Source organism: Streptomyces sp. RLA123 (assembly GCF_056270165.1).
Genome location: NZ_JBWDOR010000003.1, coordinates 7,516,533 through 7,537,958, shown reverse-complemented (window position 1 = coordinate 7,537,958; position 21,426 = coordinate 7,516,533). Strand labels below are relative to the sequence as shown.

General features: G+C 70.7%; 17 protein-coding genes and 2 pseudogenes. 5 read left to right on the top strand and 14 right to left on the bottom strand.

All coding sequences use genetic code 11. The annotated features are described in order from the left end of the window. Positions 1–2: 2 nt before the first annotated feature. The gene (locus RV983_RS34535) at positions 3–1,268 is read right to left on the bottom strand and encodes an acetamidase/formamidase family protein (protein WP_475989650.1); all 1,266 of its coding nucleotides are present in this window, start codon (positions 1,266–1,268) and stop codon (positions 3–5) included. 357 nt (positions 1,269–1,625) lie between these two features. Here RV983_RS34535 and RV983_RS34530 point away from each other — a divergent pair, with 357 nt between their 5' ends. The 3 genes and pseudogenes from RV983_RS34530 to RV983_RS34520 all read left to right on the top strand — a co-directional run. Further along, complete coding sequence (locus RV983_RS34530; RefSeq protein ID WP_475989649.1) at positions 1,626–3,584, top strand: glycoside hydrolase family 15 protein; 1,959 nt, start codon at positions 1,626–1,628, stop codon at positions 3,582–3,584. Positions 3,585–3,666: 82 nt separating this feature from the next. After that, entirely contained in the window at positions 3,667–3,930 is a 264-nt protein-coding gene (locus RV983_RS34525) for an LLM class flavin-dependent oxidoreductase (RefSeq protein WP_475989648.1), read from the top strand. Continuing rightward, positions 3,866–4,243 (top strand): annotated as a pseudogene (locus RV983_RS34520) (hypothetical protein); the annotation flags it as partial. The gene RV983_RS34525 and the pseudogene RV983_RS34520, both read left to right, overlap by 65 nt. 274 nt (positions 4,244–4,517) lie before the next feature. Here RV983_RS34520 and RV983_RS34515 read toward each other — a convergent pair. Both RV983_RS34515 and RV983_RS34510 read right to left on the bottom strand, forming a co-directional pair. Beyond that, entirely contained in the window at positions 4,518–4,937 is a 420-nt protein-coding gene (locus RV983_RS34515) for a PPOX class F420-dependent oxidoreductase (RefSeq protein ID WP_475989647.1), read from the bottom strand. A 128-nt stretch (positions 4,938–5,065) separates the two neighbouring features. Beyond that, positions 5,066–5,410, bottom strand: a complete 345-nt coding sequence (locus RV983_RS34510; protein WP_475989646.1) for a hypothetical protein — start codon at positions 5,408–5,410, stop codon at positions 5,066–5,068. Positions 5,411–5,734: 324 nt separating this feature from the next. Between RV983_RS34510 and RV983_RS34505 the strand changes: the two genes are divergently transcribed. Beyond that, on the top strand, positions 5,735–7,870 hold the full coding sequence (locus RV983_RS34505) for a SpoIIE family protein phosphatase (protein ID WP_475989645.1): 2,136 nt from the start codon (positions 5,735–5,737) through the stop codon (positions 7,868–7,870). A 57-nt stretch (positions 7,871–7,927) separates the two neighbouring features. On the opposite strand, the gene RV983_RS34500 is transcribed toward RV983_RS34505, so the two are convergent. Next, positions 7,928–9,301 carry a lysine N(6)-hydroxylase/L-ornithine N(5)-oxygenase family protein gene (locus RV983_RS34500; RefSeq protein WP_475989644.1) on the bottom strand — a complete coding sequence of 458 codons (1,374 nt, stop codon included), beginning with the start codon at positions 9,299–9,301 and terminating at the stop codon, positions 7,928–7,930. Positions 9,302–9,354: 53 nt separating this feature from the next. On the opposite strand from RV983_RS34500, the gene RV983_RS34495 reads away from it, so the two are divergent. Further along, a complete protein-coding gene (locus RV983_RS34495) occupies positions 9,355–10,302 on the top strand; it encodes a methionyl-tRNA formyltransferase (RefSeq protein ID WP_475989643.1) in 948 nt (315 codons plus the stop codon). A 44-nt stretch (positions 10,303–10,346) separates the two neighbouring features. Here the strand turns inward: RV983_RS34495 and RV983_RS34490 are convergent. The 10 genes and pseudogenes from RV983_RS34490 to RV983_RS34445 all read right to left on the bottom strand — a co-directional run. Then, positions 10,347–10,622 (bottom strand): annotated as a pseudogene (locus tag RV983_RS34490) (transposase); the annotation flags it as partial. Positions 10,623–11,327: 705 nt separating this feature from the next. Continuing rightward, positions 11,328–13,028, bottom strand: a complete 1,701-nt coding sequence (locus RV983_RS34485) for an ABC transporter family substrate-binding protein (protein WP_475989642.1) — start codon at positions 13,026–13,028, stop codon at positions 11,328–11,330. A gap of 80 nt (positions 13,029–13,108) precedes the next feature. Further along, complete coding sequence (locus RV983_RS34480; RefSeq protein WP_475989641.1) at positions 13,109–15,178, bottom strand: ABC transporter ATP-binding protein; 2,070 nt, start codon at positions 15,176–15,178, stop codon at positions 13,109–13,111. Beyond that, positions 15,175–15,486: a hypothetical protein gene (locus tag RV983_RS34475; RefSeq protein ID WP_475989640.1), complete on the bottom strand. Its 312-nt coding sequence runs from the start codon at positions 15,484–15,486 to the stop codon at positions 15,175–15,177. Before RV983_RS34475 ends, RV983_RS34480 begins: the two co-directional genes overlap by 4 nt. Then, positions 15,483–16,448, bottom strand: a complete 966-nt coding sequence (locus RV983_RS34470; RefSeq protein ID WP_475989639.1) for an ABC transporter permease — start codon at positions 16,446–16,448, stop codon at positions 15,483–15,485. Before RV983_RS34470 ends, RV983_RS34475 begins: the two co-directional genes overlap by 4 nt. 54 nt (positions 16,449–16,502) lie before the next feature. Next, positions 16,503–17,483: an ABC transporter permease gene (locus RV983_RS34465; protein WP_475989638.1), complete on the bottom strand. Its 981-nt coding sequence runs from the start codon at positions 17,481–17,483 to the stop codon at positions 16,503–16,505. 519 nt (positions 17,484–18,002) lie between these two features. After that, the gene (locus tag RV983_RS34460) at positions 18,003–18,233 is read right to left on the bottom strand and encodes a tautomerase family protein (RefSeq protein ID WP_475989637.1); all 231 of its coding nucleotides are present in this window, start codon (positions 18,231–18,233) and stop codon (positions 18,003–18,005) included. Between the two features lie 94 nt (positions 18,234–18,327). Further along, on the bottom strand, positions 18,328–19,173 hold the full coding sequence (locus tag RV983_RS34455; protein WP_475989636.1) for an ABC transporter ATP-binding protein: 846 nt from the start codon (positions 19,171–19,173) through the stop codon (positions 18,328–18,330). Between the two features lie 4 nt (positions 19,174–19,177). Continuing rightward, a complete protein-coding gene (locus RV983_RS34450) occupies positions 19,178–20,239 on the bottom strand; it encodes a FecCD family ABC transporter permease (RefSeq protein WP_475989635.1) in 1,062 nt (353 codons plus the stop codon). Positions 20,240–20,241: 2 nt separating this feature from the next. Continuing rightward, positions 20,242–21,267 (bottom strand): FecCD family ABC transporter permease, encoded by a 1,026-nt coding sequence (locus RV983_RS34445; protein ID WP_475989634.1) that lies wholly within the window; start codon positions 21,265–21,267, stop codon positions 20,242–20,244. Positions 21,268–21,426: the final 159 nt, after the last annotated feature.

Genomic DNA, 21,426 nt, shown 5'->3' with positions numbered 1-21,426 from the left:
GGTCAGACGAAGATGCCCCGCGGAAGGGTCATCGACACGAGCCATTTCGGGAGATCCACGATCTCGTTGATCTTCAGGTCTCCGGCCACGCTGCACAGCACATACGCTTCGTGCAGGCTCAACTGCTGGTCGCTCACCAGCCAGTCGACCATCTCCCGGACCGCCGTCTTCACGTTCTCCATGAGATCGAGCCCCGTACCCACCGTCTGGTACCAGCCCCGCGCAAGCATCTCGGGGGGCATGGCCCGCTGGGTGGGGTCCGCGTAGGGAACGACGGCCCGCGGAGAGGCGATCACCGTGTTCTTCAGCAGTGCGAAACGCAGCGTGACCGCCATCAGCGTCTCGACGGCCGTTCCGCTCACCTCCCCGTCGCCTTGCGCCATGTGCCCGTCCCCGGCGGAGAACATGGCGCCCGGCACGTACACGGGCAGTCGGAACCGCGCCCCCGCGACGAGTTGCCGGATGTCCGCGTTGCCGCCCATGGCGCCACTGACGTCAGGCGAGAAGGTGCGGTACATGCCTTTGCGCAGCGGGGCCACCCCCATGATCCCCATGAAGGGCGCGACCGGGATCCGCGCCCGCCGGCCGGTGTCCGCACCGGTGAACTCGGCGTATCCGTCGCTCCGCCCCCGTTCGAAGGTGAACATCTGCAGGAACGGGGCACCGCTGTTGTACGGCTGGTCCTCGGGGATGGCGCCGGCCGCCGGGCCCGCGCTGGGGTCGCTGAGCTGCGAGGCCTCGCTCCAGGCGGCGAGTGGAGCCGGCAACTCGGGGCGTAGGGAACCGAAAAGGCCCAGTGTCGGGCTGACGACGACATAGCCGAAGTCCACCAGCGGACCGACGTCGAGGACCTCGACCTCCAGGACGTCGCCGGGCTCGGCACCCACCACCTCCACCGGACCGGTGAGAGGATGCACCAGGCCCAGATCGATGGTGAGCGTTCCGTCCGGCGTCATCGTCCTGGCCGCCTCGCCGATGTCCAGGGCGTCCCGGCACATCAGCTGGACGACCTCACCCGGCCGTACCGTCACCACCGGTGGCAGATCCCTGTTCCAGCGGTTGTGAAGCACCCTGCCGTACCCGTCCACAACGGTGTCCCCGCCCGGCCCGGCCAGTACGTCAGGACTGCCGGAGCCGGCGACGTCCCTTGCGCCGGCGCGTTCCTCCCCAGTGGCCAGATCCGACAGCGCGGCCGCGCCCGGTCCGGCCGAAGCCCGCTGCACCAGCCCGGCGGCATTCCCGGCGGTCCCGGAATGAACGAAGCACATGACGGCCTCCCGTGATCCGCCCGCCCGAGGACGCGGGATGCCGTCGTTACGCTTCCGTCCTGTACCGGCGCCCTGAGCCGCGGCGTCCGGGACCGCGCGACACGCAGCCCGCATGGCCCTGGGGCGAGGAGGGCCCGTTGCCTCCGCGGGGCTCGCCCTCCCTGTCAGGATCACCCGGCGTTTGGGTCACGGCAAGCCCGGCGGAGACCGCCGGCTCTCACCGGGTCCGCTTCCGGGAGTGATGCGAACCCACGGCATGCCGGGCAGTCTGGAGGGGGGCGCGCGGTGCGGCCGCGAGCGGCACGGCCGGCACCAGCGGCGTCACAGCCGAGGTCAGGCAGGATGGGAAGAGGCCCCATGGACGAGCATCCGCTCATCGGAGACCACGGACTGATCGGTGATCTGCAGACGGCCGCGCTGGTCTCCACCGAGGGAACGATCGACTGGTTCTGCAGCCCGCGTTTCGACTCACCGAGCATCTTCGGAGCACTGCTCGACAGCGAGAAGGGCGGTCACTGGACGATCACGCCCCAGGCGCCGACGCACGCGACGAAGCAGCTCTACTATCCGGACACCTGTGTGCTGCTCACCAGATTCATGACCGAGCAAGGCGTCGGAGCGGTCGTGGATTTCATGCTGCCTGCCTCGCCACACCATCCGACCGGCCATCACCGGCTGGTCCGTATGCTGCGGTGCACACGCGGCGAGATCTCGTTCGACATCGAGATCGCCCCTCGGTTCGACTACGCGCGGCAACCGCACGAGGTCACCTCGTCCGCGGGCGGCTGGCATTTCGCCGGCCGGGACGCGGACATGACCCTTCATGTGGTGGACGCTCCCGGCGACGAGTGCGTGGGCGACCGCATGATTCGCGCCGACGACGTGTGCATGACGGTCGGGCTGCGCGCCGGGATGACCCGCGGCCTGGTGCTGGAGACATCCGCCGACGGCCCGCCACGCGTCATCCCGCCCGAGGAGTGCGAGCGGCTCCTGGAGGACACCATCGCCTTCTGGCACAACTGGCTGGCGCGGTCGCGCTACACCGGGCGGTGGCGGGAGATGGTCAACCGCTCCGCCCTGACGCTCAAGCTCATGACGTACGCCCCGTCCGGGGCGATGGTCGCGGCACCGACCACGAGCCTGCCGGAACAGGTCGGGGGCGAGCGCAACTGGGACTACCGCTACGCGTGGATACGCGATGCCTCCCTGTCCCTGCACGCCCTGCTGGGGCTGGGGTTCACCGAGGAAGCCGTGGCGTTCACCGAATGGCTGGGCGACCGCGTCCAGGAGTACCCGGGTCCTGGCGAGCACCCCCTGAAGGTCATGTACCGCGTCGACGGTTCCTCCGACCTCGCCGAGCAGACCCTCGGGCACTGGGCGGGCCACCGGGGCTCGGCTCCGGTACGGGTCGGCAACGGCGCCGCCGACCAGTTGCAGCTCGACATCTACGGATCGGCCCTGGAGTGCCTTCAGTTCGCCGACCTGCAGGGACTGCCCGCGACCTGCCGCGTCTGGCAGGCGTTGATCGACACCGTGGACTGGGTGTGCGAGAACTGGGACCGTCCCGAGGCCGGGATCTGGGAGACGCGGGGCGGTGACAAGGAGTTCACCTACGGACGGCTGATGAGCTGGATCGCGCTGGACCGGGCCATCCGCATGTCCCTGCGGAGCGGCCGCCCGGCCGAGGTGCAGCGCTGGACGAAGGAACGCGACGCCCTCTACTGGCAGATCCAGCGGCGGGGTTGGAATCCGCGGCGCGCCGCGTTCACGCAGTACCTGGGCAGCGACGTGCTGGACTCCGCGCTCCTGCGGATGCCGGCGGTGGGGTTCATCCCCGCGCAGGATCCGCGGTGGCTCTCGACCCTGGAAGCGATCACCGAAGACCTCGTGTCCGACGGCCTCGTGTACCGGTACGACCCCTCCGCCTCCCCCGACGGACTGCAAGGCTCCGAGGGCACGTTCTCGGCGTGCACGTTCTGGTACGTCGAAGCCCTCACCCGCGCGGGCCATCTGCACGAAGCCCGGCTCGTCTTCGAGAAGATGCTCACCTATGCCAATCATCTCGGCCTGTACTCCGAGGAGATCGGGCTGACCGGTGAGCAACTCGGCAATTTTCCCCAGGCATTGACCCACCTGGCCCTCATCAGTGCCGCACTCAGTCTGGATGCCCACCTCGACGCCGCCAGGCCGGGCTTCCCTCCCACCTCGCTGGTTCCCGTTCCCTTTCTCCACACCCGGCCGATGACGACCCCGGCCGAGGGGCCGCCTGTCACGCCGACCACCCCCTATCCCGCGAACCACGTCACCCGCAGGTGACGGCGGCGTGCCGCCCTGCGGAGGGAGCGCACATGAAGATCGGCATCGGACCAACCAGGCGCGCGACGTACCGCCCGCCCTGGTGCCCGCGTGGGCGGCGCAGGCCGAGCGGGCGGGCTTCTCCTCGCTCGGATCGGTGGGACGGATCAGCTATCCCGGCGTGATGGACACCGTCGCCCTGGCCTCGGCCGCGGGCGCGACCGCCTCGATCGGCCTGATCAGCGCCATTCTGATCGGTTCGGCCTGGCCCCCGGTCCTGCTGGCCAAGGAGGTCGTTCGGCATCGACGGCGTCTCGGGCGGCCACGCTGGGGCTCGGCCTCGGGGGCCGCACGGACGACTTCCTGAGCGAGGACTCGAACCCGCGCGGCCGGGCGGAGCGCATGGAGCACGACATCGAGGAGTACCGCAGGATCTGGCGCGGCGAGAAGCCGTCAGGGGCCGAGAACCCCCTCGTGCCCGTCTTGCACCCGCGAGGACATCCGTCCTGCTCGGCGGTCTGAAGCCCCGGGGGTACCGGCGCGCGGCCCGCATCGCCGACGGCTTCATCGGGGCCTCGACGGGTCCAGTGGCGGTGGCCGAGGCCTTCGAGGCGGTCCGGACGGCCTGGCAGGACGCCGGACGCGCGGGCTCGCCCCGGCTCGTCGCCCTCGCGTATTTCGCCCTCGGTGACCCGGATGCGGGGCGTGCCCATGTGCACGACTACTACAGCTCCGCGGGCGAGGAGATGGCCTCGGCCATCTCCTCGCCGGAATCAGTTGCGGGACCGACGCGGTCGGATCGGCCGTGCGGGCCTTCGCCGGCACCGGCGCCGGCGAACTGCTCCTCGTCCCCACCGTCGCCGATCCGGACGCGATCACGCGCCTCGCGGACGCCGTGCTGTGAGCGGGCCACGCCCCCGGGGCCGCGGTGCCGCGGACCCCGGCAGGCGGTGGTCAGCCGATCTGGTCGTTGTCCTTCTGCTCGCCCCAGCCGTGCCAGCGGTCGATCTCGATCCAGGCGCTGACCCGGCCGCGGTCCCGGACCCGGTACGACGTGCCCAGGTACTGCTGCGCCAGCCGGTCGATGTCGCTGAGGTCCTTGTCCTCACGCATCTCGGCCACGTGGCCGATGATCGTGACGTGGGTGTACCAGTCGTCCTTGTCCAGCACCGTCAGCGAGACGCGGGGGTCGTTGCGGAGGTGGTCGAGCCGCTTGCGGCCCTCGTCCATGTTGATCAGGATCCGGCCGTCGTCCCACAGGTACCAGGTCGCGGTGGACACCGGCTGGCCGTCTGCCCGCAGCGTCGCGAGCACCGCGTGATGGGGCTTCCTCAGCAGGGCGATCGCGGCTTCGGGAAGCGGTGGTTTGGACACGGGGGCTCCTCCTGGGTGATGTGCCGGTCTGCCCGCCCACCGTGCCACACGCGGGGCCGCCGGACCGCGCATGAGCCGCTGTGTCGTGGCGGGGAGGCGCTGCCCGCCACGGGAGAGCTCCGCGGTGGTCAGCCCGCCGTCCAGCCGGCATCGAGGCAGGCCTCGGCGAAGGCGTCGGCACCCATCTGCCACGTCTGTGGGTCATTCGTGGCGCCCCGGACGAGTGCGCCGGCCCTGTCCCTGACGGAGCCGACGCCCGACCGCTTCGCCGCCGCGGGCACGCGCGTGGCCAGCTTCGACCGGGCGTCGACGGTCCCGGTCTCCTTGTAGCCGTGCGCGAAGAAATCGCAGGCCTGCTGCGCGGGCCCGCCCAGTCGGTGCGCGGGCCGGGCGCCGTCGTCTCCGCATGCGGAGACGGTCAGGAGCGCGGCGGCCGCGGCGGCCAGGGCGGTGGCCGCGGGGCGTGTACGCATCTGGGCATGATGACGCCGGAACCGCGTGGTCTGTCGGATGTACGGGGTGCGCGACGCGTCGGGGCACCGGGCGCGGTGCCGCGCTGCCATGGGGCCGCCGGGGTGCCGTCCCACCGGGGCGGACATAGGGTCCGAATGTGAGTCATGGCCGGTGCGAGGGCCGCGGTGCCCCAGGACCGGACTCCGCTGCGCGGGGCCGCCGGTGCCGCTTCGCCGCGTGTCCGCGCGCGGTGCCCCGCGTACGGTCGGCGCCGGCGCGGGCGGGCGAGCGCCGCGGGCGCGTACCGGTGCCCTCACCGGGTGCCACCGGGAGCGGGTGACGCCGTGGCAGCCGCGCGCGACTGCGGGGAGGCCGCGGACCGCGGCCCGGACGCGGTCGTCCCCGGTCTGATCGAGGTCGTGCGGGAGACCCGGGCGTCCGTGGGGGCGGTGTACCTGCTCGAGCAGGGTGAGTGCGTGCTGCGCCTGGCGGCGCTCACCGGACTGTCCTGGCGGATCGCGGCACCGTGGGCGAGGCTCGCGCTGACGGACCGTGCCCCGGTCGCCGACGCGGTCCGCGAGCGGCGTGTGGTGTGGCTGGGCAGCCCGCAGGAGCTGGCACGCCATTACCCGAGGCTCGCGCTCGTGCTGCCGCACCGCTTCCTGCTCGCGGCCGCACCGGTCACCTGCGGCGGCACCGCGTGGGGCGGGCTGGTGCTCCAGTGGCCCGGCTCCCACCCGCCGCGGCTGAGCTCGCACGAGACCGGGGCGATCGACCGCGCCTGCCGCCTGCTGGGCGGGCTGATGCGGCAGGCCGCGGCGGACGGCCACCCGGTGCGGGCCGGGGCCAACCCGCGGGTGCTGCCGCCCCCGCGCCCGCGGGTCGTCTGGCCCGCGGAGGCGCAGGCCGCCGCCGACTTCGCCGAGCGGCTGCCCGGCGGCTGCTGCACGCTGGACGTGGACGGGCGCATCGCGTTCGTCACCACCGCCGCCGCCGAACTCCTCGGCACCGGCGTCCCCGAACTGCTGGGCGCCAGTCTCTGGCAGGCGCTGCCGTGGCTCGACGGCCCGGCTGTCGAGGACCACTACCGCCGCGCGCTCATCAGCCGGCAGGCCACGTCCTTCACGGCGCTGCGGCCGCCGGACCGGCGGCTGGACTTCCATCTCTACGCCGACGGCTGGGGCGTCAGCATCCGCATCGTGCCCGCCGATGTCGCCTCGAACCCGTCGGGGGTGCTGCGGCCCGCGCCCCCGGCCGAGCCCGGACGGGCGGACGGCCTCTACCCGTTGATGCACCTGGCCGCCACGCTGACTGAGGCCGTCGGGGTGCAGGACGTGGTGGAGCAGGCCGCCGACCAGTTGCTGCCCGCCCTGGGAGCGCAGGCCCTCGCGTTGATGACCGCGGAGGGGGGCCGGCTGAGGATCATGGGCCATCGCGGCTACCCCGCCGCGCTGGTGGACCGCCTCGACGGGGCCCCGCTGGTCTCGCCGACACCCGCCGCACGGGTCCTGGCCACCGGCATCCCCTGCTTCTTCGTGGACCGGGCGGAACTGGAGCGGGCACATCCGCAGACGGACGTCCGGGACGGCATGAGCGCATGGGCCTTCCTGCCGCTGATCACCACCGGCCGCCCCGTCGGCTCGCTGGTGCTCGGCTACGACCGGCCCCGCCTCTTCTCCGAGGAGGAGCGGACCCTGCTGACCTCCGTGGCCGGGCTCGTCGCCCAGGCGCTGGACCGCGCCCGCCTCTACGACGCCAAGGACCGGCTGGCCCATGCGCTGCAGGCCGGCCTGCTGCCCCAGGCGCTGCCCCGTGTCGCGGGCCTGGACGTCGCCGCGCGCTATCTGCCGGCCGGCCGCGGCATGGGGATCGGCGGCGACTTCTACGACCTCATACGCCTGGACGACCGCTCCGCCGCCGCGGCGATCGGCGACGTCCAGGGCCACAATGTGAACGCCGCCGTGCTGATGGGGCAGGTCCGCACCGCCGTCCACGCGACCGCGGGCGCGCCTCCCGGTGAGGTCCTGGCCCGCACCAACCGGGTCCTCACCGATCTGGACTCGGGTCTGTTCACCAGTTGCCTGTACGTCCACCTGGACCTGGCGCGGTGCCGGGCCCGTCTGGCCACGGCGGGCCACCCTCCCCCGCTGCTGCGCCATCCCTGCGGCCGGACCGAGGTGCTCGATCTACCGCCGGGACTGCTGCTCGGCATCGATCCGGCGGCCGACTACCCGTCCACCGAGATCGCGTTGCCGCCGGGGGCGGTGCTCGCCCTGTACACCGACGGCCTCGTGGAGTCGCCTGGCGTGGACCTCGGGCAGGCCATCGCGCGGCTCGGGGACCGGCTGGCGGCCGCGGGAAACGCCGCGGGCGGGGGCATCGACATCCTCGCCGACGCTCTCGTCCGGCCGGCGGCACGGTCCACCGCCCGCAGTGACGACATCGCCCTGCTGCTCATCCACCCGCACGGGGACGGCTGACGACGGCACCCCCTGCCACCCGAGTCCCGGCGGCGGGGGCCTTGCGGGGCGGTGCGGTCAGCCGGTGTGCGGTACGGCCGGGACGGCGCCGCGACGACGGGCGACCAGCGAGTCCAGGATCTCCCCGGCCCGTACGGCGGTGGTGGACAGCAGCGTCGAGGCCAGCCCGTGCGTGTGCTCGGTGCCGCCCTGGAGATAGATCCCCGCGGTCACCTCGGGCGCGACCGCCACGCGGTGGTCCCGGCCGACCCGGACGGCGTCGCCGTCGTCGCGCAGGCAGATCTTCGCGGACTCCCCGAGGAGGGTGGAGATGTCCTTGGAGCGGTAGCCGGTCGCGTGGACGAGGATGTCGGCCGGCAGGGTGCTGTGCTCCCCCGTCGGCAGGAACTCCACGCCGATGTCGAGGCGTTCGCCCCGGACGTCCACCGACCGGATGCGGGAGACGTTCAGGAAGCGGAGCCGTTCACGGCCCTGGACCTTCTCGCGGTAGGAGGTCGCGTACAGGGCCTCGATGAGGTCCATGTCGACCACCGAGTAGTTGGTGCTGCGGTGGTAGTCGAACAGCGACTGCTTCACCTCGGAGGGGGCGTCGTAGTAGACGTCGACCGCCTCGGGGTCGAAGATCCGGTTGGCGAAGGGGCTGTCGTCGGCGGGCGTGTAGCCGTACTTGGCGAAGACCGCGCAGACCTCCGCGTCGGGGAAGGTGCGGTGCAGGTAGTCGACCGCCTCGGCGGCGCTCTGGCCGGCGCCGAGGACGACGGCACGGCGCACCGGCTCACCGCTCGCGGCGAGCTCGGCGACGCGCGGCAGCAACTGGCTGTTGTGCCAGACGCGCTCGGACAGTTCGGTGCCCGGCGGCAGGTGAGGTTCGAGGCCGACGGCCACGCTGATGTTGCGGGCCCGGTGGGTCACGGTGCGTCCGGGGTCCCGGGGGTCCTGGCACACCACGTCGAGATGGTCGATCTCGCCGTCGGCGCCGCGGACCGGAGTGACCGACAGCACCTCGGAGGAGTAGTCGACCAGGTGGGCGACGCGGGCGGCGGCCCACTCGAAGTACGCGTGGAACTCCACGCGGAGCGGGAAGAGCGTCTTCTGGTTCAGGAAGTCGACCAGCCGCCCCTTCTCGCGCAGGTAGCACAGGAAGCTGAAGTCACTGGTCGGGTTCCGCATGGTGACCAGGTCCTTGAGGAAGGACACCTGCATCGTCGCGTCGTCGATCAGCATGCCGCGGTGCCATCCGAAGCGCGGCTGCCGCTCCAGGAAGCCGGCCTCGATCCGCTGGGAAGCCGGACGTTGCGCGTTGTGCTCCTCGATGGCTATGGCCAGAGCCAGATTTGACGGCCCGAAACCGATTCCCAGGACGTCGTGAATGATGTCCGGCTCATTGCGCGGTGCTGTCACCGTTGCATCGCCTCCCTCAGCGCGCCACATACTAGATAAGGTAAGGCTTACCTTGCAATATTGCTTCCCTCGGAGGAGAGACCATGCGGGTCGTCATGTTCGGCTATCAGACCTGGGGACACCGGACGCTGCAGGCCCTGCTGGAGTCGGATCACGAGGTGGCGCTCGTCGTGACCCACCCCAGCAGCGAGCACGCGTACGAGAAGATCTGGGACGACTCGGTGGCCGAACTGGCCGATAAGCACGGCGTGCCCGTGCTGCTCCGCAACCGTCCGGACGACGCGGAACTGCTGGAAGCGGTCCGTGCCGCGGCGCCCGACGTCATCGTCGCCAACAACTGGCGCACCTGGCTGCCGCCGGAGATCTTCGACCTCCCCCCGCACGGCACGCTCAATGTGCACGACTCGCTGCTCCCCGCCTACGCGGGCTTCTCCCCGATCATCTGGGCGCTCATCAACGGCGAGGACCGCGTCGGCGTCACCGCGCACCGCATGGACGCCGAACTGGACGCCGGCGACATCCTGTTGCAGCGCTCGACACCGGTGGGCCCGCAGGACACCGCGACCGACCTCTTCCACCGCACCGTCGACATGATCTCCCCGCTCGTGCGCGAATCCCTGGACCTGATGGCGTCCGGCCGCGCCCGCTGGCAACCGCAGGACCGCTCCCGTGCGAGCTTCTTCCACAAGCGGTCGGTCGAGGACGGCCGCATCGACTGGAACTGGCCCGCCGAGGACCTGGAACGCCTCGTCAGGGCCCTGTCGGACCCGTACCCCAACGCCTTCGCCTACCATCGCGGCGAGCGCGTCAGGATCGTGTCCGCCGGCGTGTCCAAGGCCCGCTACGGCGGGACGCCCGGCCGGATCTTCATCCGTGAGGGCGGCGGGGTCGTGATCGTCGCCGGCGCCGACGCGCGCGGCGGGCACCGCCCGGGGCTGCTGGTCCGCACGATCCGCACGGACGACGGGACCGAGCACGCGGCGACCGACTGGTTCCGCACCATGGGCGGCTACCTGACGTCCCGTCCTTGACATCCTCCCGGCCCTGAAGGACCCCGTTGCTGATCTTTCCTTTTGTCCTGGCGCTGCCGGGCGATCTTCCTGGACACCTTCGCGGCGGCCCGGCGAGCCCTGCGGTACCCGCCCGTGTCGGGCTTGTTCCGCGGGGTGCGGCGCCGCGCCATCGCCCTCTGGTAGCGGGCCAGTTTCGCCGCGGCGGTCCTGCCGTGCTGGGCGTGGGGCAGGTCATAGGCGTCGCTGGTCGTGGTCGCGGTCTCGCGGACGCCCCAGTCGATCCCGATCACCGCCCGGGTGGCCGGCAGCGGCTCTGGGACAGTAGCCATGACGAAACTGGTGCCGCCGCTTGTCGCCGCAGTCCTGGGCCAGGGCGGCAACCGAGTGGGCCGACGTGTTCACCAGGCAGGGCGGCAGCGTTCCGCCTCACCATCACGAGATCAACTACTCCGCTGCAACACCAGCCCGCACGACGGCCGGAAACCGTGCGTGGAGGCTCCGCCGATCCCGGAGTGGTTCAGGCAGACCTCATCAAGCGAATTTCGCTGCGCCCGTCGAGAATCCCGCCACGTCTTCGAAGACAAGCCGGGACCCTAGTGCTGTTGAAGTGGCTTGTCGAACGGCAGCGAGTTCCAGGTGGGCCTGTCCCGGTTGACTGTCGGCCTCCGCCGCGCCATGGGCACTCCCTGGACCAGATCCATAGGACGGGTCGGGTGGGTCGAGCGTTTGCACCTCGCCTTGTGGGAGATGTTCGACAGTGTGCGGCACGGGCAATGACTGGGTGTGTTCGTCTGAGATTCGGTTCTGCCATCCGTTCACAGCTGGGTCGCCCTCCTGCACCTTTGCGCGAAAACAGCTGTTGAATCAGCGTCAGTGCATCAACTGGCGCGCCAGGCCCCATTCCGTGACCGCCTGGGCCATTTCCCCCAGGGAATGGCTGACCGCTGTCCACCACGCTCGTTCTGCGCCTGCGGTGCGATGGCCGGCCTGGACGGCGGTCCGCCCCACCACGGGTGGGTAGCAGGGCGGACACGTCGCAGGGCCTACTTCAGGAAGCCGATGTTCTCGTAGCTCAGGTCCTGGAAGCCGGAAGCGCCAATGTTGGCCAGGTTGCTCTGAACCGCGTAGATTTCGGGGCGCTGGTACAGCGGCAGCAGGTTGGCCTGCTGCCAGATCAGCACGTCCGCGGCGTTGGCGTCGGCGATCCCCTGGGCCGGGTCGGCGTCGGCGATGGCCTTGTCCATGGCCGCGTCGAGCTCGTCGCTACCGAGGCCGGTGTAATTCTGCTGGATGTTGTCACCGACGGGCTTGGCGTAGATCGACTTGGCCGACGACACCGGGAACGGCGTGCCGATCCAGGAGAAGGCCGTCAGGTCGAAGCTGCCGACGTTGACGTACTTCTTGAAGAAATCGTCCCCCGGGACAGTCTTGATGTTGAGCTTGATGCCGACCGCCTTGAGCATGGGCTGCAGCAACTTGCCCTCGTTGGCGGAGACAGCGACTGCTGCCGGGATGACGAAGTCCAGCTCGAGCGTCTTGCCGCCCTTGGTGCGGAACTCGCCGTCCTGCTTCCAGCCGGCCTCGTCCAGCAGGCTCTTGGCCTTGGCCTGGTCGAAGGCGCCGATGCCGGCGGCGTTGTCCTTGTACCCCTTCTGGTTGGTGACGAAGATGTGGTTGTTCAGGGGCTTGGGGTCCCAGTCCAGTCCCTGGAGGTCGGACTGGGCGATGGCGTCGCGGTTGAGGGCGGACATGATGGCCTGCCGCACCTTGACGTCCTTCAGGGCGCCGTGCGTGGCGTTGAAGGTGACGTGGCGGAACTGGGGGCCGGCCGCCTTGCGGATCTCGGCGCCCTTGACCTCCTTGGCCTGCTTGTACGCGGCCGAGTCGGGACCCACGCTGAAGAAGTCGACCTCGCCGTTGGCGAAGGCGCCGGCCTGGGCGTCGGTGTCCAGGGCACGGAAGACGATCTTGTCGAGTACGGCCTTGTTGCCCCACCACTTGTCGTCGCGCACGACGGTGAGCGTCTTGGTGGTCTTGTCGATGCCCTGGAACTTGAACGGGCCGGCGGTGACCGGGATCTTGCCGACGTAGCCGGTGTTGAAGCCGTCCGGGGTGCCGATGACCGAGGCCGGGTAGAGCGGGCTGAACAGGCTCTTCCAGTCACCGAAGGAGCTGTCGAAGGTGACCACGACCTCCTGGTCGGTCTTGCCCCTGGTGACGCTGCCGATCAGCTCGTAGCCGGTGCTGGAGGCGATCTTGTACTTGGCGTCCTTGCCGTTCAGCGCCTTCCAGCTGGCCTCGAAGTCCTTCCAGGACATGGCCGTGCCGTCGGACCACTTGGCCTTGGGGTTGATCTCGTAGGTGACGACCTGCTTGCCCGAGCTGTCGTCCACCTTCGCCGAGGTCAGGAAGTCGGGGTTGGGCGTCACCGTGCCCGCCGCGTCCGACAGCATGACAACGGGTATCAAGGCACGCTCGACGCTGTAGCCGTCCGCGAGCGCGCCGTCGAGCTCGTTGTAGTTGAAGTTGTCGGCGATCTGGCCCACCGGATACTTGAGAGTGCCGCCCTCCTTCAGCTGATCGCGGTCGGTGGCCTTGATGTTGTTGACATCCGACTTGGGCACCGAGTTGCTCTTGGAGCCGGTGTCCTTCTTTCCACTGTCGTCGCCGCCGCAGGCGGTGAGGACCAGCGCGCCGGCGGTGGCCAGCGCGACCATGACCGCGGAGGTACGGGTTCTGTTCAACGGATTCTCTCTTCTGACGGGTTGAGACAAGCACGACTGCGTCGGCACGCGAGGTCGCACGGTTCTTTTCAGGGTGGGAATCAGACGACGGTGACCGCGGCGGCGTAGTGGCATGCCGCGTTGTGATCGCCCGCCAGGGCGGAGGGTGACGGGTCCTCGTCGCGGCAGCGGCCGCGCTGGACTTCGTCGAGGGCGGCGAACTTCGGGCACCGGTTGCGGAAGCGGCAGCCGGTGGGCACATCTGTGGGGCTGGGCAGGTCGCCGGTGAGCAGGACGCGCTTGCGCATCCGCTCCCTGCGGGGGTCGGGCAGCGGGACGGCGGACAGCAGGGCCTGGGTGTACGGGTGCGAAGGGGCGCCGAAGACGGCCTCCGCGGAGCCGATCTCGACGATCCGGCCCAGGTACATCACGGCGATGCGGTCGGCGATGTGCCGTACGACGGAGAGGTCGTGCGCCACGAACAGGTAGCTGAGCCCCAGCCGGGACTTGAGTTCGTCGAGCAGGTTGAGCACACCGGCCTGGATGGAGACGTCCAGGGCGGAGACGGGTTCGTCCAGGACGACCAGTTTGGGTTCCAGGGCCAGGGCGCGGGCGATGCTGATGCGCTGCCGCTGGCCGCCGGAGAACTCGGCGGGGAAGCGGTCCACGTGGTCCGGGTCGAGGCCGACCTGGGACAGCAGTTCCGGCACCCGGTCGGCGATGCGGTCCCGGGACCAGCCGTGGGTCTTCATCGGCTCGGCGAGGATGTCGCCGACCGGCATGCGCGGGTCGAGGGCCGCCATCGGGTCCTGGAAGACCACTTGGAGGTCGCGGCGCAGGGCCTTGCGGTCGGCGCCCTTCAGCCCCCGGATGTCCTTCCCGAAGACCGTGACGGCCCCGGACTGGCCCGAGGGCAGGTCGAGGATCTCCAGCAGGGTGGTGGTCTTGCCGCAGCCGGACTCGCCGACCAGGCCGAGGGTCTCGCCCTCGCGGATGTCGAAGGTGATGCCGTCGACCGCCCGCACCTCTCCCACCCGGCGCTTGATGACGGCGCCGTGGGTCAGCGGGAAGTGCTTGACCAGCCCGCGCACCTCCAGCACGGTCTCGCGCAGATCGCGGGGCACGTCCGCGGCGGGGGCCGGTGGCAGTTCCGGCACCGGGTAGACGGTGGCCGGGTCGAGGGAGCCGCCTTCTTCGAGTTCGTGGCTGCGGTGGCAGGCGGTGGGATGGCTGCCGCCCTCGCGGACCGTCAGTTCCGGCTCGATGCGGTGGCAGACGTCGATCGCGACGGGGCAGCGTGCGGCGAAGGGGCAACCGGGCGGCAGGGCGACCAGCGAGGGCGGGTTGCCGTCGATGGGGGTCAGGGCGTGCCGGCCGCCGTCGTCCAGCCGCGGGATCGAGCCGAGCAGGCCGATGGTGTAGGGCATGCGGGGCGCGTAGTAGACGTCGTCGACGGGGCCGGTCTCCACCGGGCGGCCCGCGTACATCACCTGGACCCGGTCGGCGAAGCCGGCCACCACGCCGAGGTCGTGGGTGATGATGACGATGGCGGCGCCGGTGACCTCCTGGGCCTTCTTCAGGACGTCCAGGATCTGCGCCTGGATGGTGACGTCCAGGGCGGTGGTCGGCTCGTCGGCGATGATCACCTCGGGGTCGTTGGCGATCGCCATCGCGATCATCGCCCGCTGGCGCATGCCGCCGGAGAACTCGTGCGGGAAGGCGTCGGCGCGCCGGTCCGGGTCGGGGATGCCGACCAGGTCCAGCAGTTCGACCGCGCGCTTGCGGGCGGCGGCCTTGTCCAGGTCCTGGTGGATGCGCAGGGCCTCGATGATCTGGTCGCCGACGGAGTAGACCGGGGTCAGCGCGGACAGCGGGTCCTGGAAGACCATCGCGATGTCCTTGCCGCGGATCTTCGTCATCTCCCGGTCGGCCAGCCCCAGCAGCTCACGGCCGTGCAGCTTCACCGAGCCCTTGACGTCCGCGGTGTCCGGCAGGAGGCCGAGGACCGCGAGGGAGGAGACGGACTTGCCGGAACCCGACTCGCCGACGATGCCGAGGACTTCGCCGCGCCGCACCGAGAAGGAGACGCCGCGCACGGCCCCGACCGGCCCGGCCTCGCTCGGGAAGGAGACGTGGAGGTCGGTGACCTCCAGGGCGGGGATCTCGGTCACGACGTGCGTCCTTCCTTGGCGGTGCTCTTGGGCTTGCGGGGGGCGCGGGCCTTGGCGCCACTGGAGTTGGGGTCGAGGGCGTCGCGCAGGCCGTCGCCGATGAAGGCGACGGCATCGGCGCGCCGTACCCGGTCCACGAGGGCCACCGCGTTCCGTGGCCCACCCGGGCGCATGCGAATGCCGGCCCGGCCCGCGGCCGCACTGTGGAGGACCGTCGCGATGTCCTTGCGGCAGAACCGGGTCACGCCCTCGTCGTCCCGATCCGGTACATGGAGGTCGGTGACCTCCAGGGCGGGGATCTCGGTCACGACGTGCGTCCTTCCTCGGCGGTGCTCTTGGGCTTGCGGGGGGCGCGGGCCTTGGCGCCGGTGGAGTTGGGGTCGAGGGCGTCGCGCAGGCCGTCGCCGATGAAGGCGATCGACAGGCAGATCAGCACCAGGCAGCCGGCCGGGAAGTAGAACAGCCACGGGAAGGCCGGGGCGGCCGGGGTGCCGGTGGCGATGAGGGTGCCGAGCGAGACGTCGGGGGCCTGCACGCCGAAGCCGAAGTAGGACAGGCTGCTCTCGCCGATGATCGCGGCGCCGACCTGGATCGTTCCGTCGATGATGAGCATCGAGGCCATCGAGGGCACGATGTGCCGGAAGATGATGACCGGTGCCGGGACGCCCATGTACTTCGCGGCCTTGACGAATTCACGGTCCTTCAGAGTGAGCGTCATGCTGCGGACCACCCGGCCGGTGATCATCCAGCTGAAGAGCGCCAGAAGGAACACGAACACCAGCCAGGTGCTGCCCTGGAACAGCGGCGAGAGCACCGCGATGATCAGGAAGCTGGGCATGACGAGCAGCAGGTCGACCACCCACATCAAGGAACGGTCGACCCAGCCGCCGAAGTAGCCGGCGCTCGCCCCGACCGAGGCGGCGACGACCGTGCAGATGATGCCCGCCAGGATGCCGATGACCAGGGACTTCTGCATACCGCGCATGGTCATGGCGAACAGGTCGGTACCGGTCTGGTCGGTGCCGAACCAGTGGGTCCCCGAGGGCGGCTTCTGGAAGGCGGTGAAGTCCAGGTCCGTGTAGCTCCACTTGTAGAACAGCGGGGAGCCGTAGGCCATGACGAAGAGCAGGAAGAGCACGACCAGCCCGAACAGCGCCAGGCGGTTGCGGGCGAAGCGGACGGCGGTGAGCCGGGCCCGTCCGCTGCGCCGGCGCCGGGCCGGCGGGGCGGTGAGGGTGGCAGGCTGGACGGAGGGGGTCTGGACAGCCATCGGTGAGGGCTCCTGAGGACGCGGGATCGGGGCTGCGGCAGGGGGCGTAGGTGCTCAGCGCACCCGTACGCGCGGATCGAGCGCCGCGTAGAGCAGATCGGAGAGGATGCCCGCGACGAGGACCACCAAGGCCGTGAACATGCCCACGGCGGCAACCGCGTTGACGTCGTTGGTGTGGATGGAGTCGACCAGCCACTCGCCCATGCCGTGCCAGCCGTAGATCTTCTCGGTGAAGGTGGCGCCGGTGAACAGCAGCACGATGTTGTAGACCAGCAGCGGGACGACCGGCAGGACGGCGGTGCGCAGCCCGTGCTTCATCAGCGCCGCCCGCCGTGACAGGCCCTTGGCCCGCGCGGTGCGCAGGAAGTCGCTGCCCAGCACGTCCAGCATGGTGCTGCGCTGGTAGCGGCTGTAGAGCGACACCTGGATGAGGATCAGGGTGAGGCTGGGCAGCAGCAGGTGCTGCAGCCGGCTCAGCAGGATCTCGCCAGTGCCGGTCAGACCCGGGTCGTACTCGTTGGTGTACTCGATGACCTTGTGTCCCACAGCGTCGTTGACGTCGATCGACCACAGTTTGAGCGTCACGGCGATCACCGGCACCGGCATCGCCAGGATGAAGAAGGAGCCCAGCGTGGCGACCCGGTCCGACGCGCGGTACTGCCTGATGGCACCCCAGGCGCCCACCATGACGCCGCCGATCGAGCCCAGGATCGTGGCGATCAGCAGCAGCCGGGTACTCACCCCCACCCGCCGGGCGAACTCGTCATTGACCTGGCCGCCCGTGACGGTCCGTCCGAGGTCACCGTGGGCCACACCGTCGGCCCAGTGGCCGAAGCGCACCACAAAGGGGGTGTCCGGGTTCAGGTTGTACTCGTTCAGCGTGGCCGACACGGAGGTGGCCGCGACCGGGGGATTCCGGCCGAGGAAGTTGGACCTCGGATCGAGGCTCAACGCCGCCAGGGTGTAGGTGAGGGAGGCCGCGATGAGGACCAGCGCCAGATAGTTGACGAGTCGGCGCAGCAGATAACGGCCCACGAGTCACACACTCTCACTCGGTTGAAGACAATGAAAAAAATCGGCGTTACGTTTAAGCCGGCTCTGGCATAGTGATGCAACGCGGCTGAAACATTGGGGGACGCACCCGTCTTCGCAGGTCGTGCGAGCAGGGTGCGCGGCCCTTGCGGGTTGAGTGGGACTTTCGCAATGGAATTACATCCGCGTCAATGAACGCCGGGGGTTCGTTGCACATTCTTTATCTTGATTCAGGAGTCGCTCGCTTCCGGCGTTCTTCAATAATGCCAGAAATGGCCGCCGGCCCTTCAGCACATCACTCGAGCGCATCTCACCGATAGATCGAGCGCGCCAAATAAATAGAATATGAATGCCTTGCGCGGACGATTGGCGTGCGTATCGCCCGTAAAGGAGGCTGAGCGGTACCACCGGCTCAAGCGGGTGCGAGGCCGTTCAGCGGCGGCCGGCGCACACCGGCCGCCGCTCTGTTGGCCGAACGCGGCTGTCGCGCCGGGCGTTCGAGCTCACCGGCGCGGCTCCCGCTCATGTCGCCTTTGCGGCCGGACGTGTCTTCTCCGCGTCCGCGTTGCCTGCCCGCGTGGTCGCCTCGACCAGCAGGGGACGCGAGGGGACGGCGTCCTTGACGACGCTGCCCTCGGGCTGTTCGGCGAACGTCGCATGCACGGACGACGTGGGCGCCCCGGTGATCGACACGAGGAGGCGGGTGGTCTCCGCCGCCGATGCGGCCTTCTGCCCGGCCGGGGGGACTGGCATGAACCGCTCCGATGACCCGCGCGAGGAGCCCGGACCCGCAGCGTGGGCGGCCGTCACCGGCACGGCGGGCCGACCGTGCCGGCCCGCCGCCGGGTCACTCGGCGGCGACGGTGACCGCTTCGTGGTGGCGGCCCATCGGGATCACCAGCGGGGTCCCGCTCACCGGGTCGGTCGTGATCTGGCAGCGCAGGTCGAAGACGTCCTCGACGGTGGCGGCGGTGACGACCTCGGCGGGCGGCCCCTCGGCGGCGATCCGCCCCGACTTCATGGCGATGACGTGGTCGGCGTACCGGCAGGCCTGGTTGAGGTCGTGCAGGACCATGACCACCGTGCGGCCCTCGCGGCGGTTGAGATCCGTGATGAGGTCGAGGACGTCGATCTGGTGGGCCAGGTCGAGGTAGGTGGTGGGCTCGTCCAGCAGGAGCACGGGGGTGCCCTGGGCGACCGCCATGGCGATCCAGGCGCGCTGCCGCTGACCGCCGGACAGTTCGTCGACCGCGCGGTCCGCGAGGTCGGTCATGCCGGTCGCCGCCAGCGCCTCGTGGACGGCCAGCTCATCGGCCTTGGACCACTGCCGCCACCAGTTCTGGTGCGGTGAACGGCCGCGGCTGACCAGGTCGAAGACGGTCAGCCCCTCGGGCGCGACCGGGGTCTGCGGCAGGATGCCCAGGCGCTGCGCCAGTTCGCGGGTGGGCAGGGAGCGCAGGGCGCGGCCGTCGAGTTCGACGGTGCCCTGGCGGGGGGCGAGCAGGCGGGCGAGGGCGCGCAGCAGGGTTGACTTGCCGCAGGCGTTGGCACCGACGATCGCGGTGACGCGGCCGGAGGGTATGACGAGGTCGAGGTCCTCGACGACGAGCCGCTGGTCGTAGGCCAGGTGCAGCCCGCGTGCCCGCAGTTCGGGCTCCGGAGCGGGGGCCGCGGCCGGGTCGGTGGTCGCCATGTGTTCAGCCTCCTGAGCCCGCGCGGTTGGCGCGGATGAGCAGCCAGAGCAGGACCGGCGCGCCGATGACGCCGGTGACGATCCCGACCGGGAGTTCCGTGCCGGGGATCGCTTCACGCGCGATGAGGTCGGAGCCCAGCACGACCAGGGCCCCGGTGAGTCCGGAGGCGACCAGGGGCGGCCATGCCGTGCCGGCCATCCGCTGGGCGATCTGCGGGGCGGCCAGCGCGACGAAGGCGACCGGGCCGGCCGCGGCCGTGCCGAAGGCGATCAGTCCGACACCGACGAGCAGCAGGGCGAGCCGTACCGGCTGCACCGGGGTGCCGAGCCCCGCCGCCACGTCGTCGCCGAGTTGGAGGGTGCGCATCCAGCGGCCCATGCCGAGGGCGAGCGGCACGAGGACGGCCATGGCGACGGCGAGCAGGTCGACCTGGTCCCAGGTGCGGCCGTTGAGGTTGCCGACCAGCCAGCCGAGGGCGGCCTGGGCCTCGAACCGCTCGCCGTGGGCGACGAGGTAGTCGGTGGCACTGGTGCAGATCCAGGAGACGCCGATGCCGACGAGGATGATGCGGTATCCGGTCGCGCCGCCCTTCCAGGCCAGCGCGTACACCACGAGCGCGGTGACCAGTGCGCCGAGCAGACCGAGGCCCTGGGTGCCCAGTCCGCCGTCCCAGCCGAGTACGATGCCGGCCACCACAGCGGTACCGGCGCCCTCGGTGAGGCCGATCATGTCGGGGCTGGCCAGCGGGTTGCGGGTCATGGTCTGGTACAACGCGCCGGAGATGCCGAAGGCGATGCCGACCAGCAGTCCGGTCAGCGCGCGCGGCAGCCGCAACTCCCGGACGACCAGGACCGTTCCGGGGTCGCCGGCGCCGGTGAGGGCCTTGACCACGTCGGGGAGCCCGATCGGGTAGTCGCCGAGGGACACGCCCCAGCAGAAGAGCAGGAACACCGCCGCGGCCAGGGCGGCGCACAGGACGACCAGGCGGGGCCGCAGCACGCCGGAGACCGGCGGGGCCGTGAGGCGGTAGGGCCTGCGGCCGCGGAGGGGGGCGAGGGCGGTCATGCTCAGACCTCCGCGAGTTTGCGCCGGCGGACCAGGGCGATGAAGAACGGGCCGCCGATGAAGGCGACGAGCACCCCGGCCTGGATCTCGGTGGGCCGCGCGACGACCCGGCCGAGGATGTCGGCGGTGAGCAGCAGGCACGGCGCGAGTGCCGCAGACAGCGGCAGCAGCCAGCGGTGGTCGGGCCCGATGCCCGCGGACTGGGCGAGCACCCGGGCGACATGCGGCACCACGAGGCCGAGGAAGACCACGGGGCCGATCACGGCGACCGCGGCGCCGGTCAGCAGCATGACGGCGGTGAGGCCTTGCATTCGCATCAGGCCGAGGCGGCGGCCGAGCGAGGCCGCAACGTCGTCGCCGAGGGCGAGGCTGTTGAGCGCGGGGGCGGCGGCGAGCGCGAGCAGCGCCCCGATGGCGAGGAACGGCAGGATGGCGCGGACGACGGCCCCGTCCTGGTCGGCGAGGCTGCCCGCGGACCAGAAGCGGTAGCGGTCCAGGGCGTCGGGGTCGGTCAGGACGATCGCGTTGGTGAGCGAGAACAGCAGGAAGGTGACGGCCACTCCGGCCAGCGCCAGTTTCACCGGGGTCGCGCCGGACCGTCCCGTCCTGCCGAGCAGGAAGACCAGGACGCTGGTGACAAGGGCGCCCGCGAGGGCGAACCAGATGTAGCCGTAGAGCGATCCGGCCCCGAAGAGGGCGACGGCGACGACGATCCCGAAGGAGGCGCCGGCGCTGACGCCGAGGACTCCGGGGTCGGCGAGCGGGTTGCGGGTGAGGGCCTGCATGAGCGCGCCGGACAGCCCGAGCGCGGCGCCCGCGGTCAGGCCGAGGACGGTGCGCGGGACGCGGACGGTCCAGACGATGTTGTCCACGAGCCGGCTCGGGGGGTGGCCGGACAGCGACCGGACCACTTGGCCCGGCGGGATGTCCACGGCCCCGAGACCGATCGACAGCAGGCAGAGCCCGGTCAGTACGGCGACGAGCAGAACGACGAGCAGGACGGGACGCAGTCCTCTGCGCGCGGTCACCGGCCAGGCTCCACAGCCACCATCCTTAGGTTAGGCATGCCTTAACTCTACCCCTGGGAGCCGTGCGGGTCCGCCACGCAGGCAGGGCTATCAAGTTAGGTAATGCTTACCTTAATATGGCGACCGTTCGCGACTCGGCCGAGTCGGTTCCGCAGGTAA

What these genes read in the sequence shown, in the direction of transcription:
- RV983_RS34535 (WP_475989650.1), bottom strand. Translation starts at nt 1,268, where the DNA reads ATGTGCTTCGTTCATTCCGGGACCGCCGGGAATGCCGCCGGGCTGGTG.
- RV983_RS34530 (WP_475989649.1), top strand. Translation starts at nt 1,626, where the DNA reads ATGGACGAGCATCCGCTCATCGGAGACCACGGACTGATCGGTGATCTG.
- RV983_RS34510 (WP_475989646.1), bottom strand. Translation starts at nt 5,410, where the DNA reads ATGCGTACACGCCCCGCGGCCACCGCCCTGGCCGCCGCGGCCGCCGCG.
- RV983_RS34500 (WP_475989644.1), bottom strand. Translation starts at nt 9,301, where the DNA reads ATGTGGCGCGCTGAGGGAGGCGATGCAACGGTGACAGCACCGCGCAAT.
- RV983_RS34495 (WP_475989643.1), top strand. Translation starts at nt 9,355, where the DNA reads ATGCGGGTCGTCATGTTCGGCTATCAGACCTGGGGACACCGGACGCTG.
- RV983_RS34470 (WP_475989639.1), bottom strand. Translation starts at nt 16,448, where the DNA reads ATGGCTGTCCAGACCCCCTCCGTCCAGCCTGCCACCCTCACCGCCCCG.
- RV983_RS34460 (WP_475989637.1), bottom strand. Translation starts at nt 18,233, where the DNA reads ATGCCAGTCCCCCCGGCCGGGCAGAAGGCCGCATCGGCGGCGGAGACC.
- RV983_RS34455 (WP_475989636.1), bottom strand. Translation starts at nt 19,173, where the DNA reads ATGGCGACCACCGACCCGGCCGCGGCCCCCGCTCCGGAGCCCGAACTG.
- RV983_RS34450 (WP_475989635.1), bottom strand. Translation starts at nt 20,239, where the DNA reads ATGACCGCCCTCGCCCCCCTCCGCGGCCGCAGGCCCTACCGCCTCACG.